This window comes from Streptomyces doebereineriae, assembly GCF_031845645.1.
Taxonomy (GTDB): domain Bacteria; phylum Actinomycetota; class Actinomycetes; order Streptomycetales; family Streptomycetaceae; genus Streptomyces; species Streptomyces canus.
Window position 1 is genome coordinate 703,988 of the sequence record NZ_JAVREZ010000004.1, and the last position, 12,725, is coordinate 716,712.

Annotated in this window: 10 protein-coding genes; 1 reads left to right on the forward strand and 9 read right to left on the reverse strand. The window is 69.9% G+C overall.

What is annotated here, in order from left to right:
• Positions 1-50: 50 nt before the first annotated feature.
• The 4 genes from RNB18_RS16165 to RNB18_RS16180 form a co-directional block, all read right to left on the reverse strand.
• On the reverse strand, positions 51-2,705 hold the full coding sequence (locus RNB18_RS16165; protein WP_311714746.1) for a hypothetical protein: 2,655 nt from the start codon (positions 2,703-2,705) through the stop codon (positions 51-53).
• Between the two features lie 160 nt (positions 2,706-2,865).
• Positions 2,866-3,276 carry a DUF6113 family protein gene (locus RNB18_RS16170; RefSeq protein WP_311714747.1) on the reverse strand — a complete coding sequence of 137 codons (411 nt, stop codon included), beginning with the start codon at positions 3,274-3,276 and terminating at the stop codon, positions 2,866-2,868.
• Positions 3,273-4,130 (reverse strand): N-acetyl-1-D-myo-inositol-2-amino-2-deoxy-alpha-D-glucopyranoside deacetylase, encoded by an 858-nt coding sequence (gene mshB, locus RNB18_RS16175; RefSeq protein ID WP_311714748.1) that lies wholly within the window; start codon positions 4,128-4,130, stop codon positions 3,273-3,275. Before mshB ends, RNB18_RS16170 begins: the two co-directional genes overlap by 4 nt.
• 45 nt (positions 4,131-4,175) lie before the next feature.
• Entirely contained in the window at positions 4,176-4,370 is a 195-nt protein-coding gene (locus RNB18_RS16180) for a hypothetical protein (protein ID WP_007384493.1), read from the reverse strand.
• A 177-nt stretch (positions 4,371-4,547) separates the two neighbouring features.
• Here RNB18_RS16180 and RNB18_RS16185 point away from each other — a divergent pair, with 177 nt between their 5' ends.
• Entirely contained in the window at positions 4,548-6,671 is a 2,124-nt protein-coding gene (locus RNB18_RS16185; RefSeq protein ID WP_311714749.1) for a S9 family peptidase, read from the forward strand.
• Positions 6,672-6,790: 119 nt separating this feature from the next.
• Here the strand turns inward: RNB18_RS16185 and RNB18_RS16190 are convergent, their stop codons facing one another.
• The 5 genes from RNB18_RS16190 to RNB18_RS16210 form a co-directional block, all read right to left on the reverse strand.
• Complete coding sequence (locus tag RNB18_RS16190; protein ID WP_311714750.1) at positions 6,791-7,828, reverse strand: ABC transporter ATP-binding protein; 1,038 nt, start codon at positions 7,826-7,828, stop codon at positions 6,791-6,793.
• Positions 7,821-8,795 (reverse strand): ABC transporter ATP-binding protein, encoded by a 975-nt coding sequence (locus tag RNB18_RS16195; protein WP_311714751.1) that lies wholly within the window; start codon positions 8,793-8,795, stop codon positions 7,821-7,823. The genes RNB18_RS16190 and RNB18_RS16195 overlap by 8 nt, the downstream gene beginning before the upstream one ends.
• 300 nt (positions 8,796-9,095) lie before the next feature.
• Positions 9,096-10,064: an ABC transporter permease gene (locus RNB18_RS16200; protein ID WP_311714752.1), complete on the reverse strand. Its 969-nt coding sequence runs from the start codon at positions 10,062-10,064 to the stop codon at positions 9,096-9,098.
• Positions 10,057-10,980 carry an ABC transporter permease gene (locus RNB18_RS16205; protein ID WP_311714753.1) on the reverse strand — a complete coding sequence of 308 codons (924 nt, stop codon included), beginning with the start codon at positions 10,978-10,980 and terminating at the stop codon, positions 10,057-10,059. Before RNB18_RS16205 ends, RNB18_RS16200 begins: the two co-directional genes overlap by 8 nt.
• Positions 10,981-10,987: 7 nt before the next feature.
• Positions 10,988-12,628 carry a peptide ABC transporter substrate-binding protein gene (locus tag RNB18_RS16210; RefSeq protein ID WP_311714754.1) on the reverse strand — a complete coding sequence of 547 codons (1,641 nt, stop codon included), beginning with the start codon at positions 12,626-12,628 and terminating at the stop codon, positions 10,988-10,990.
• Between the last annotated feature and the right edge of the window lie 97 nt (positions 12,629-12,725).

A 12,725-nucleotide genomic window follows, 5' to 3' on the forward strand; every position in this document is an offset into this window, starting at 1 on the left:
ATGACAGATGTCATGTCGGGCGGCACTCCGGTGCGGTTTTCGCGGGTCGGTCAGCTCGGGTCGGTGTCGATGACCACGACGCGATCGGCCGCCGTCTTGCCGCGCAGCGCCTTGCCCAGCGCGGAGGCGACATCCTGCGGCAGGACGTCGCGCTTGCCGCTCGCGCCGTTGATCTTCACACCGACGAAGGTGGCGCCGTACGCCTCCTTGAGCGCTTCGAGGTTGTACGTCTCCACGAGCTTGCCATCGACCGCCTTGAAGCCGAGGATCTTCGGCAGGGACAGCGCGCCGAAGTCGATGCTGTGCGTCGCGTCGGTCCGGATCGTGACGCGCTGGGACATCGCGGGCTCCGCGAACTCCTTCATCATCCGGTCGACCTCGGCGTTCGAGACCGACGGCTCCTTGGTGGTCGTCGGCAGCGTGACCGAGCCGGCCGTGCCGGTCTCCACCTGGGTGCGGTACGCGTCCTCGACCGCGGTGGTCGACCGGGCCACGTCGATGCCCTTGCCGGCCTTGCCGTAGACGGCGACGGCCTTGCCGTTCTCGAACTTGATCGTGCCGTCGGTCGCCGAACCGGCGCCGCCCGAGGCGTCCTCCAGGGCGGCCTGGAGCTTCTCCTCGTCGACCGGCATGACCGGGTCGACGACCCGGTGGTTGCCGAAGAGGGAGCCGATGACGGAGATGGGGTTGTAGTCGCTCTTCGCGGCCGCGGCGACCGTGGCCTGGTCGTCGAGCTGGAGCCCCGCCTGGTCCGGCTTGAGCGAGACGGTGTCGCCGCCGACCGACAGCTTCAGGGCCTCGTTCACCCGGTCACCGAGGGCGTCGTCGAGCTTCTTGACGGCGTCGTCGCGGGTGCCGCCGCCGATGTCCACGCCGAGCACGGTGGTGCCCTTGGGCACGTCGGACCGGTTCATCAGGAGACCGGCACCGTAGGCACCGACGCCGACGAGGACCACGGTGCCGCCGAGCAGGGCCAGCTTGCTGCGGCCCTTCTTTTTCTTCTTCTTCGGCGCGGCGGCCGGGGCTTCCTGCGACGCGGTGTCGGGCAGCTTCGGAGGCGTACGGCCGTCGGCGCCCGGCCCGAAGGGGGCGTTCTGGGCGCCGGGCGGCACGACCGGGATGCCGCTGGTGACGGTGTGCCCGGAGACGTTGTCGGGGTTGCCGAAGCCGGGGGCACCCGGTCCGGGGGCCGGCTTCTGCGGGGTGAGGATCGCGGTGTCGTCGCTCAGACCGCCACCGGGGCCGAGGCCCGCGCCGGGGACACCACCGGGGGTGGGGGCGCCGGGGCCGCCCGGGCGACCGAGGGTGCCGGGGCCGCCCTGACCGGCCTGACCGCCGGAGATGCCCGGGGTGCCGGGGCCGGCGAGCCCGCCGGAGATTCCGGGGCCGCCGGGAGCGCCCGGGGCGCCGGGACCGCGAGTGCCGCCCGGACCGCGGGAAGCGCCAGGGCCGCCGGGACCGCGTGCGCCACCCGGACCGCCCGGGCCACCGGGTGCGCCCTGACCGCCGAAGCCGTCGGAACCGTTGAAGGACTCGCCGCCGAAGGACTCGGCCCCGGCGAAGGGGTCCGGTCCGGCGGGCGGCACGACCGGGCCGTCGCCGGTGACCGGGCCGCCGGTCGGGCCCGCGGGGCCCTGGGGTCCGCCGAAGCCACCGCCGTAGTCGATCTGGCCGCCCTGACCGCCGTAGTCGATCTGGCCGTTCTGCCCGCCGGGGCCGCCGCCTGGGCCACCCTGCGTGCCGAAGCCACTCTGACCGTTCGGGCCGCCGGGGCCGCCGAACCCGCCCTGGCCGTTCTGGCCGTTCTGGCCGTTCTGGCCGTTCTGGCCGTTCTGGCCGTCGAACCCAGCCTGACCGTTCGGGCCGTCATGGCCGCCGTACCCGCCCTGGCCGTTCTCGCCGTTCGGGCCGCCGGAGCCGTTGCCGTTCTCCGCGAAGTACGGGAGGTCGTCGCGGCGGGGTTCGGTGCCGCGCGGGCCGGCGTTCAGGGCCTCGGTGACGTCGAAGGAGCCTGTGCCGCCGCCGTGGCCGGGGGCCACCGGGCCGCCGGTGGCGCCCGTGAGCCCGGCGCCGTTCGTCCCGCCGGAGCGGGAACCGCCGGGCACGCTCATGGAACCGACCACACCACCGGGGCGACCGGCCCCGTGACGCGCACCGCCGGACCCGGCCGCGCTCGAGCCACCGTGACGGGGACCGGACGCACCGGCACCCGGGCCCGCACCACCCGGCGCACCGGCACCAGGCACACCCGCACTCGAACCGCCGGGCAGACCCGCCCCGTTGGTGGCACCCTCGCCCGGACCACCCTTGGCGGGCCCGGACTTGCGGGGCGCGAACCAGTCGCTCGCCTTCTCCTCCGCGGCGGGCGGCGCGGGGTCGGCGGGCAGTTCGACCGTGCCCGTGGTCGAGGAGGGACTCGGCGCCGACGCCTGGGAGTCCGGGCCTCTGTCGCCGGAGTTCTCCGTCTCGCCGACGGGCTGACGCACGACGACCGGCGGAATGGGCCGCGATCCGGGGATGTTGATCCGGATCCGGGTCGTCAGCGTGGTCTCGGTCTTGCGTTCCTCCGGCTGCGCGGCCGAACGGCCCGCGTCCGGACCGCCGTCGGACACCTGGGGCGTCCCGTACGGCGGCGTGCCCGAGGGGTAGGCGGCTCCGCCGCGCCCGTTGGGCCCGGAGGACGGACTGTCAGTTTCACGACTCAAGGCAGGTTCTCCTGGTTGGCTCCACCGCCCGTTTCGACCTCAGTGCTTCGGGCGGCTCGGCGGCGCGCACCACCATACTGGCCACTTCTGGCCTGTATCCCACGACCGCTGAGGAAACCCACACGGGACTCGCACGCGCGCGATGCGGAGAAGTGGTACGTCACTTGCCAAGTCGGACGGGGTCGCCGCCCGGTTGCCGCCCTCCCCCAAGGGTGGCGCAGATCACAGCCACAGCCATGCCACCGAGCAGGAAGAGATAGGAGCCGCTTCCTGCGGCGAAGACGAAGTCGCCTTCCGGACGGCTGGCGGTGAGAAAGATGACGGCGAGCATCCAGCCGCCCGCGGGCGCGACGGCTCCGGCGCGGCTGCCGGCGGCGCGCGCTCCGCCGAGCAGCAGTCCGGCCTCGCCGAGCAGCGCGAGCAGCAGTCCGCCGGGGAACCAGCCCCCCTGCACCAGCGCTCCGGCGAGCCCCACGACCGCGCCGAGCACGAAAAGACCGAGGTAGGCGGCGGCCCGTCCGGCGGAGGGGCGCTGCAGGGGCTGGGCCAGCATCGACGTGCGGTCGCTCATGACGTGCCCTCGATCCCGGAGAACAGGTCGGTCTCCTTGTTCTCCCCGTGTTCCCCTCTCACCAATTGGTAGTACTCGGTGGTGAAGAGGGGTTGCGCGAGTTCGTTCGAGAGCGCGAAGTACGCCCCGGAGACGTCGATCTGGGTGGCGTGCGCGGCCATCGCGGCGCTCTTGGCGGCGGCGTACGCCGTGCCGTCGATCTCCGTGGTGATGCGTAGGTCGTCCACCACACCCGGTACGTCGTCGAGGACGGCGGCCTTGGTGAAGGGGAGGCCGGGCAGGTCGTCGTGGAGCCGGGCGAAGGCCTGCTCGCCGACCGCGCGGGGTACGCGGTTCCAGTAGACCTTCTCGATCGTCCAGCCCGTCTCGGCGGCGAGCTCCACCGCGCGCATGGCGACCCGGTGGGCCTGGATGTGGTCGGGGTGGCCGTATCCGCCGTGGTCGTCGTAGGTGACGAGGACCTGGGGACGCACTTCCAGGATCACTTCGACGAGATGGCGGGCCGCCTCGTCGACGTCGGCCCGCCAGAAGCAGTGCGGGTTGTCGTTGTCGGCGGTGCCCATCATCCCGGAGTCCTGGTACCGGCCGCGGCCGCCGAGGAAACCGAAGTCCTCGACGCCCAGTCGCTCCATGGCCGCGGCCAGCTCGCGCTCACGCTCCTGAGCGAGGCCGGCGCCGGTCAGATGCCGGAGCTCCGGCGGGATGACCTCGCCACGCTCGCCGAGGGTGCAGGTGACCAGGGTCACCCGCGCGCCCTCGGCCGCGTACCTGGCCATGGTCGCGCCGTTGTTGATCGACTCGTCGTCCGGGTGCGCGTGCACCAGGAGAAGACGCCGAGCGGGCTGTTCCGTCATGGCCCCACCCTACGAGGAGCCACCGACAGTCCCGCTCAGCCGGTCTCAGAACTTGATACTGCCGATCATGCCCGCGATGTTGGTCGTCAGCTCACTGATCGTCGGTGCGATCGAAGAGGCGGCGAGATAGAAGCCGAGCAGGATGCACACGACGGCATGCCCGCCCTTCAGTCCCGACTTCTTGACCAACAAGAAGACGATGATCGCCAGCAGCACCACCGCCGAAATCGAGAGTGCCACGGCGGCTCACCTCCAAAGATCCCAAGAGCGCGGGGGGTCGGACCAGGGGGGCAGATAAATCCATACGTCGGCCAGCAGGTTCATACCCACTATGCGGTAGTGATCATAACTATCCGGGCCTGCGCATCCGTCGGCGCACGGCCGCACAAGGGGGCGCATGGCCAATATGGTCGGGGCATGACGACCGAGCCTGACTCCTTTCCCCGCCGGCACGCCCGTACCCAGCGCTTCACGCTCGGCGCGCCGCGCGCGTTCACCGTGGCGCCCGACGGATCGCGTGTCGTGTTCCTGCGCTCGAACTCCGGCACGGACAGGGCCAATTCACTGTGGGTGCTCGACACGGCGGACGGTGGGGAGCGCGTCGCGGCCGACCCGCGCGCCCTCCTGGGCGGCGCCGAGGAGCACCTCTCGACCGAGGAGCGGGCGCGCCGCGAACGCAGCCGCGAGGGCGGTGCCGGCATCGTCGGCCACGCCACCGACGCAGCCGTCGAGTTGGCCTCTTTCGCCTTGTCAGGGCGGCTTTTCACGGCGGAGCTGCGCGTCGGCACGGCACGTGAACTGCCCGTCCCCGGACCGGTGATCGACCCGCGCCCGGCCCCCGACGGACGGCACATCGCGTACGTCGCCCAGGGCGCCCTGAGGGTCGTGGGCGCCGAGGGCGAGGGGGACCGGGCGCTCGCCGTCCCGGAGTCGGACCACGTCACCTACGGTCTCGCGGAGTTCATCGCGGCCGAGGAGATGGGCCGGTCACGGGGTTTCTGGTGGTCGCCGCAGTCGGACCGGCTGCTGGTCGCGCGGGTGGACGACACGCCGGTGCGGCGCTGGTGGATCTCCGACCCGGCCCACCCGGAGCGTGAGCCACACCACGTCCCGTACCCGGCCGCGGGCACCTCCAACGCGGAGGTACGGCTGTTCGTGCTGGCCCTGGACGGGGCCCGCACGGAGGTCTCCTGGGACCGGGGGCGCTATCCGTATCTGGCCCATGTGCACTGGTCAGCGGCGGGCGCTCCGCTGCTGCTCGTACAGGCGCGCGACCAGCGCAGTCAGCTGTATCTCGCGGTGAACCCGGAGTCCGGAGCGACCCGGATGGTGCACGCGGACGAAGATCCAATTTGGCTGGATCTTTTCCCCGGGGTGCCCTCTTGGAGCCCTTCGGGACAGCTCGTGCGGATCGCCGACGAGGGTGGCGCGCGGGTGCTCGCGGTCGGTGAACGCCCGCTGACCGGACCGCAGTTGCACGTCCGCGCGGTGCTGGACGTGACCGAGGACGACGTGCTGGTCTCGGCGTCGGCCGGTGCGGAGGCCGAGTCGCCGGAGACCGGCGAGGTGCACGTCTACCGGGTGAACGAGCTCGGGGTGGAGCGCGTCTCGCAGGATCCCGGCGTGCACTCGGCGGTTCGCGCCGGGGGTGTGACCGTGCTGGTGTCGGCGGCCCTCGACCGGCCGGGCGCCCGCGCGCGGGTACTGCGCGACGGCAAGGAGACGGCGACTGTCACCTCTTACGCAGAAGATCCCGGTTTGACCCCGCGCGTGACACTCGTCGAGGGGGGCGCACGAAAGATCCCGTGCGCCGTGCTTATGCCGCAGGACTACGCCGGTGACAGCCCCCTTCCGGTTTTGCTGGACCCGTACGGGGGTCCGCACGGACAGCGGGTGGTCGCCGCACACAATCCGCACCTGACCTCGCAGTGGTTCGCCGACCAGGGCTTCGCGGTGGTCGTGGCCGACGGCCGGGGCACCCCGGGACGCTCCCCCGCCTGGGAGAAGGCGGTCCGGGACGACCTCGCCGCGGTCGTCCTCCAGGACCAGGTCGACGCGCTCCAGGCGCTCGCCGAGGACTTCCCTCTCGACCTCTCCCGGGTCGGGATCCGCGGCTGGTCCTTCGGCGGCTATCTGGCGGCCCTCGCGGTGCTGCGCCGGCCCGACGTCTTCCACGCGGCGGTGGTCGGCGCCCCAGTCAGCGATCTGCGCCTGTACGACACCCACTACCAGGAGCGCTACCTCGGCCACCCGGACGAGCAGCCGGCCGTCTACCGCCGCAACTCGCTGGTCCACGACGAGGGCCTGGTCGATGCGGCCGAGCCGCACCGCCCGATGATGATCATCCACGGCCTCGCGGACGACAACGTGGTGGTCGCCCACTCCCTGCGCCTGTCCTCGGCCCTGCTGGCCGCCGGCCGCCCGCACGAGGTGCTGCCGCTGTCCGGCGTGACCCACATGACCCCGCAGGAGACGGTCGCGGAGAACCTGCTGCGGCTTCAGCTGGACTTCCTGAAGCGGTCGTTGGGGATGGCGCAGTAACAGCAGCGGGCCGGGACGACATGGCGCGTCCCGGCCCGCTTACGGCACCCGCACGGCCGTACGTCGTAGAGACTGACGCGTCCGTATATCGGAACCGGGTCAGCCAAGTTGCCTCCGTGTTACTCCGGCTCCTCGGTCGGGACGACCTGCTTCTCCTCCGCGAAGTGGCACGCCGAGTCGTGTGCCGCCGGCCCGCCCGCGAACCGGAACTCCGCGGGCACCGCCAGTGCCGGGACCTCCAGCGCGCAGCGCTCCTGGGCCTTCCAGCAGCGGGTGCGGAAGCGGCACCCGGACGGGATGTTCGTCGGGGACGGGACGTCACCCGTGAGGATGATCCGCTCCCGGTGCTCGCGGGCCTCCGGGTCGGGCACCGGCACGGCGGACAGCAGCGCCTGGGTGTAGGGGTGCGTCGGATGGTCGTAGATCTCGGCGTCCCGGCCGATCTCGACGATCCGCCCGAGGTACATCACCCCGACCCGGTCCGAGATGTGCCGGACGATCGACAGGTCGTGCGCGATGAAGAGGTACGACAGCTCGAACTCGCTCTGGAGCCGGTCGAGGAGGTTGATCACCTGGGCCTGGACGGAGACGTCGAGGGCGGAGACCGGTTCGTCGGCGACGATGACCTCCGGGCGCAGGGCCAGTCCGCGCGCGATGCCGATGCGCTGGCGCTGACCGCCGGAGAACTGGTGCGGATAGCGGTTGATGTACTCGGGGTTGAGGCCCACGACGTCCAGCAGGTCCTGGACCTTTCTGCGCCGGTCCCCCTTGGGAGCCACCTCGGGGTGGATGTCGTACGGCTCCCCGATGATGTCGCCGACCGTCATACGGGGGTTGAGCGAGGTGTACGGGTCCTGGAAGACCATCTGGATGTTGCGACGGACCGACCTGAGCGCCTTGCCGGAGAGCTTGGTGATGTCCTCGCCCTTGTACTTGATGGCTCCCGCGGTCGGCCGCTCGAGATGGACGAGCATCTTGGCGACGGTCGACTTGCCGCAGCCGGACTCCCCGACGATGCCGAGGGTCTCTCCCTTGCCGAGGGCGAAGTCCACACCGTCGACGGCCTTGACGGCACCGACGTGCTTCTTGAACAGAATGCCCCGCGTCAAGGGATAGTGCTTGACCAGTCCACCCACTTCCAGGATCGGCTCAACCATTGAGGCACTCCGTCCAGAAGTGACAGGCACTCGTCCGCCTGTCGTCGACGTCGTACAGAGGCGGTACGTCCGTGCGGCAGACGTCCCGGGCCATCGGGCACCGGGGGTTGAACGCGCAACCCGGCGGGATGTGCATCAGGTTGGGCGGCAGTCCCTTGATGGCGTACAGCTCCTGCCCCTTCTGATCGAGACGGGGGATGGAGTCGAGGAGTCCGCGTGTGTAGGGGTGGGCCGGCGCCTTGTAGATGTCGTGGACGGGGGCCTGCTCGACGATCCGTCCGGCGTACATGACGGCGATCCGGTCGGCCACGTCCGCGACGACACCGAGGTCGTGGGTGATCAGGATGAGCCCCATGTTGTACTCGCGCTGGAGCTCGGCGAGCAGGTCCATCACCTGGGCCTGGACGGTGACGTCGAGCGCGGTCGTCGGTTCGTCGGCGATGATCAGCGCGGGCTCCAGGGCGAGCGCCATCGCGATCATGATGCGCTGGCGCATGCCGCCGGAGAACTGGTGCGGATAGTCCCTCACCCGCTCCTTGGCGGCCGGGATGCGCACCCGGTCCATCAGCTCGACGGCCCTGGCCCGAGCGTCCTTCTTCGACATCCCGCGGTGCACGACGAACATCTCGCCGAGCTGGTCCCCGACGCTCAGTACGGGATTCAGCGACGACAGTGCGTCCTGGAAGATCATCGCCATCTGGGCACCACGGACCTTGCGCCGCTCCTCCTCCTTCAGCTTCAGCAGGTCCTGCCCCTGGAAGACGATCTCGCCGCCGGTGATCTTCCCCGGAGGAATGTCGAGGATCCCCATGATCGCCTGCGCGGTCACCGACTTCCCGGATCCCGACTCCCCGAGCACGGCGAGGGTCTCGCCCTCGTCCACCCCGTAGTCGACCCCGTTGACCGCCTTGGCGACCCCGTCCCTGGTCCTGAACTCCACATGCAGATCACGCACTTCGAGCAGCACGGCGACTCACCTCGGCTTCGGGTCGGGGCGTCGCGGGTCGCGCCGCGCAGGACGGAACGGGGACGGAAGAGGCGTGGCGGGACGACGACGACTCCGGCAGCCGCACCGCGCCACGCCGCGACCGGGTCCCGACCTGCCCGCGCGGTGCGGTCGCGGGGGGCCGCTGCCGCTTGCCTCGGCTTCGGGGTGCGCGTCTGATGCGGCGCCACCGGGCAGGACGACGTGGTGCGGGCGGAAGGAGCGCGGGGTTCGCCGCGCCGCACTGCCGCTGCTCTCACGCGCGCTCAGCACCACGTCCGCTCACCTCAGCTTCGGGTCGAGGGCGTCGCGGACCGCGTCGCCGAGCATGATGAAGGCGAGAACCGTGATCGCGAGGGCTCCGGCCGGCCAGAGGAGCATGTGGGGGGCGTTGCGGATGTAGGCGGAGGCCGCGGAGATGTCGATCCCCCAGCTGACCGTGGGGGGTTTGAGGCCCACGCCGAGGTACGACAGGGTCGCCTCCAGGGCGATGTAGGTGCCGAGCGCGATGGTCGCGACCACGATCACCGGGGCGACGGCGTTCGGGGCGATGTGGCGCAGCAGCAGGCGGGAGTTGGAGGCGCCGAGAGCCCTGGCCGCCTGTACATAGTCGTTCTGTCTGGCGGTGATGACCGAGCCGCGCGCGATGCGGGAGATCTGCGGCCAGCCCAGCAGCACCATGAACCCGATGACCGGCCACACCGTGCTGCTCGTGACGACCGACAGGAGCACCAGGCCGCCGAGGACCACCGGGATCGCGAAGAAGATGTCGGTGGTGCGGGACAGGATCGAGTCCGAGAAGCCTCCGAAGAACCCGGCGAGACCGCCGAGGACCGACCCGAGGATCGCGACGCCCAGCGTGGCGCAGACGCCCACGGTGACCGACGTACGGGCGCCGTACACCGTGCGCGTGTAGACGTCGCAGCCCTGGCCGTCGTAGCCGAAGGGATGGCCCGGCTGGGAGCCCTCCTGGGCCTTGGAGAGGTCGCACTTGAGGGGGTTGCCCGAGGTGATCAGTGAGGGCCACAGGGAGATGACGACCAGGAAGATGATCACCAGGGCCGAGATGATGAAGACGGGGTTGCGGCGCAGGTCTCGCCAGGCGTCGGACCAGAGCGAGCGGGGTTTGTCCAGAGGGGTCGTATCGTCGGGGCCCTTCTCCAGGGTGGTCGCCTCACTCACCGCGAGATCCATCGCACCGCCCGCTCCGGTCCCGGCGATGGCACCCTCTTGGTCCTGGGATTCAGGCATAGCGGATCCTGGGGTCGAGGACGGCGTACAGGAGGTCGACGAGCAGGTTGGCGACCAGGAAGACCAGGACGAGCACGGTGACGAAACCGACCACGGTCTGGGTGTTCTGGCGCAGGATGCCCTGGTAGAGCTGGTAGCCGACGCCGTGGATGTTGAAGATGCGCTCGGTGACGATCGCGCCGCCCATCAGGGCGCCGATGTCGGTGCCGATGAAGGTGACCACGGGGATGAGCGAGTTGCGCAGCAGATGCCTCACGATGATCCGCTGTCTCGGCAGACCCTTGGCCACCGCCGTACGGACGTAGTCCGAGCGCCGGTTCTCCGCGATCGACGTGCGGGTCAGCCGGGTCACGTACGCCAGTGACACCGACGCGAGGACCAGGCCCGGCACGAGCAGCTCGCCGAAGGTGGCCTCCGTGGACACCGAGGGCTTGATCCAGCCCCACTCGACGCCGAGGAGCAGCTGGAGCAGCAGACCGGTGACGAAGGTGGGGATGGAGATCACGACGAGGGTGAGGAGGAGGACCGAGGTGTCGACGGGCCGGCCGCGCTTGAGTCCGGTGATCACGCCCAGGGTGATGCCGATGACGATCTCGATGAGGATCGCGACGATCGTCAGCCGGATGGTCACGGGGAACGCCGTCGCCATCAGCTCGGTGACCTTCTGGCCGTTGAACGCGGTGCCGAAGTCGCCGGTGAAGACGTGCCCCATGTAGGTCAGGTACTGCTGCCAGACCGGCTTGTCGAGGCCGAACTCCTTCTTGAGCTGGGCGGACGTCGCCGCGTCGCACTGCTTGTCGCCGCACAGGCCCGCGATGGGGTCGCCCATCACGTTCACCATGAGGAAGATCAGCAGGGTCGACCCGATGAACACCGGGATCATCTGGAGCAGACGCCGGACGACGTACCGTCCCATGGCGGGGTCAGCCGACCTTGATCTCGTTGTAGACGGGGACGCTGAACGGGTTGAGCTTCACGTTCGACAGTCGCTCCGAGTAACCGGCGCTGCCGTTCTGGTACCAGAGCGGGATGGCGGCCATGTTGTCCCGTACGACCTTCTCGGCCTCCTGGAACTTCTCCACCGCCTTGGTGGTGTCGGTCTCGGCGTTGGCCTCGTTGACGAGCTTGTCGAAGTCCTTGTTGGACCACTTGCCGTCGTTGGAGGAGGCGTTGGTGTAGTAGAGCGGCTGGAGGAAGTTCTGGATGAGCGGGTAGTCCATCTGCCAGCCGGCCCGGAAGGGGCCGCTCATCTTCTTCGCGGTGATCTGGCTGCGGAAGTCGGCGAAGGTGCCGACGGGGTTGCCGACGCAGGCCTTGTCGTTGTCGAGCGCGTTGTTGATGGAGTTGCAGACGGCGTCGACCCACTGCTTGTGGGAGCCGGTGTCCGCGTTGTACGTGATCTTGATCTGACCGCCGGGGAGTCCGCCGCCGTCCTCGATGAGCTTCTTGGCGGCGGCGGGGTCGTAGTCGCAGGCGTCCCCGCACAGTCCGTCCTGGAAGCCGCCCTCCTTGCCGAGGACCGGGGAGGTCCAGTCGGTGGCGGGGGTGCGGGTCTTCTGGAAGATGGTCTCGGTGATCTGGTCGCGGTTGATCGCCCGGGAGAGGCCGGTGCGGACCTTCTCCATCCCGGCCGTGTTCCACCTCTTGTCGTAGAACGGGAAGGCGAGGGTCTGGATGATGCCGGCCGGGGTGTTGATGTAGCGGTCGCCGAGGTCGTTCTTGGCGTTCTTGAGCTGGGCGGCCGGGACGTCGTCCACCAGGTCGAGGTTGCCGGCCAGGAGGTCGGTGTAGGCGGTGTTGTTGTCGGTGTAGACCTTGAGGGTGACTCCGCCGTTCTGGGCCTTGTCCGGGCCGGGATAGGCGTCCCACTTCTTCAGGGCCATCTGCGAGCCCTTGGTGTACGAGTCGATGGTGTACGGCCCGTTCCCGACGGGCTTCTGCAGCCAGCTCGCGTGGTCGTTGAAGAACGCCTGCGGGAGCGGGGCGTAGGCGGGGTAGCCGAGGGTGTCGGGGAAGGTCGAGAACTTCTGGTTGAGCTTGACGGTGAAGGTCTGCTCGCCGGTGACCTTCAGTCCGGAGAGGGTGTCGGCGCTCTGCTTGCTGCCGTCCTCCGGGTGCGTCTTGTCGTATCCGTCGATGTAGCCGAAGAAGTAGGCGTTCTTCTGGTTGTTCTTGAGGGAGGCCCCGTAGTTCCAGGCGTCCACGAACGACTTGGCGGTGACCTTCTCGCCGTTGCTGAAGGTCCAGCCGCTCTTGACCGTGATCGTGAAGTTCTGCGAGTCGCTCGTGTCGATCTTCTGGGCGAGCATGTCCTCGGCCTTGCCGGTCTCCGGGTTGTACTTCTTCAGGCTCCGGAAGATCATGTCGAGGACCTTGCCGCCCTGCACCTCGTTGGTGTTGGCCGGCTCCAACGGGTTCTGCGGGTCGCCCCAGGAGGAGCTCAGCACCGCGCCGCCGTCACTGCTGCCGCTGTCGCTGCCGCTGTCCTCACCCCCGCAGGCCGCCGCCGCGAGGGCTACCGCCGCCGCGCAAGCGGCCCATTTGGCGTGCGTGGCTCCACGCATGGAGTGCCTCCTCAAGACTGATCCGTTACCGGCCAATATCGAACCGAGAGGGGCTTTTCGCACGCCTGGGTAGGCCTTTGGGGGTGGGGGCCGGGGG

What these genes read in the sequence shown, in the direction of transcription:
- RNB18_RS16185 (WP_311714749.1), top strand. Translation starts at nt 4,548, where the DNA reads ATGACGACCGAGCCTGACTCCTTTCCCCGCCGGCACGCCCGTACCCAG.
- RNB18_RS16205 (WP_311714753.1), bottom strand. Translation starts at nt 10,980, where the DNA reads ATGGGACGGTACGTCGTCCGGCGTCTGCTCCAGATGATCCCGGTGTTC.
- RNB18_RS16170 (WP_311714747.1), bottom strand. Translation starts at nt 3,276, where the DNA reads ATGAGCGACCGCACGTCGATGCTGGCCCAGCCCCTGCAGCGCCCCTCC.
- RNB18_RS16200 (WP_311714752.1), bottom strand. Translation starts at nt 10,064, where the DNA reads ATGCCTGAATCCCAGGACCAAGAGGGTGCCATCGCCGGGACCGGAGCG.
- RNB18_RS16210 (WP_311714754.1), bottom strand. Translation starts at nt 12,628, where the DNA reads ATGCGTGGAGCCACGCACGCCAAATGGGCCGCTTGCGCGGCGGCGGTA.
- mshB (WP_311714748.1), bottom strand. Translation starts at nt 4,130, where the DNA reads ATGACGGAACAGCCCGCTCGGCGTCTTCTCCTGGTGCACGCGCACCCG.
- RNB18_RS16190 (WP_311714750.1), bottom strand. Translation starts at nt 7,828, where the DNA reads ATGGTTGAGCCGATCCTGGAAGTGGGTGGACTGGTCAAGCACTATCCC.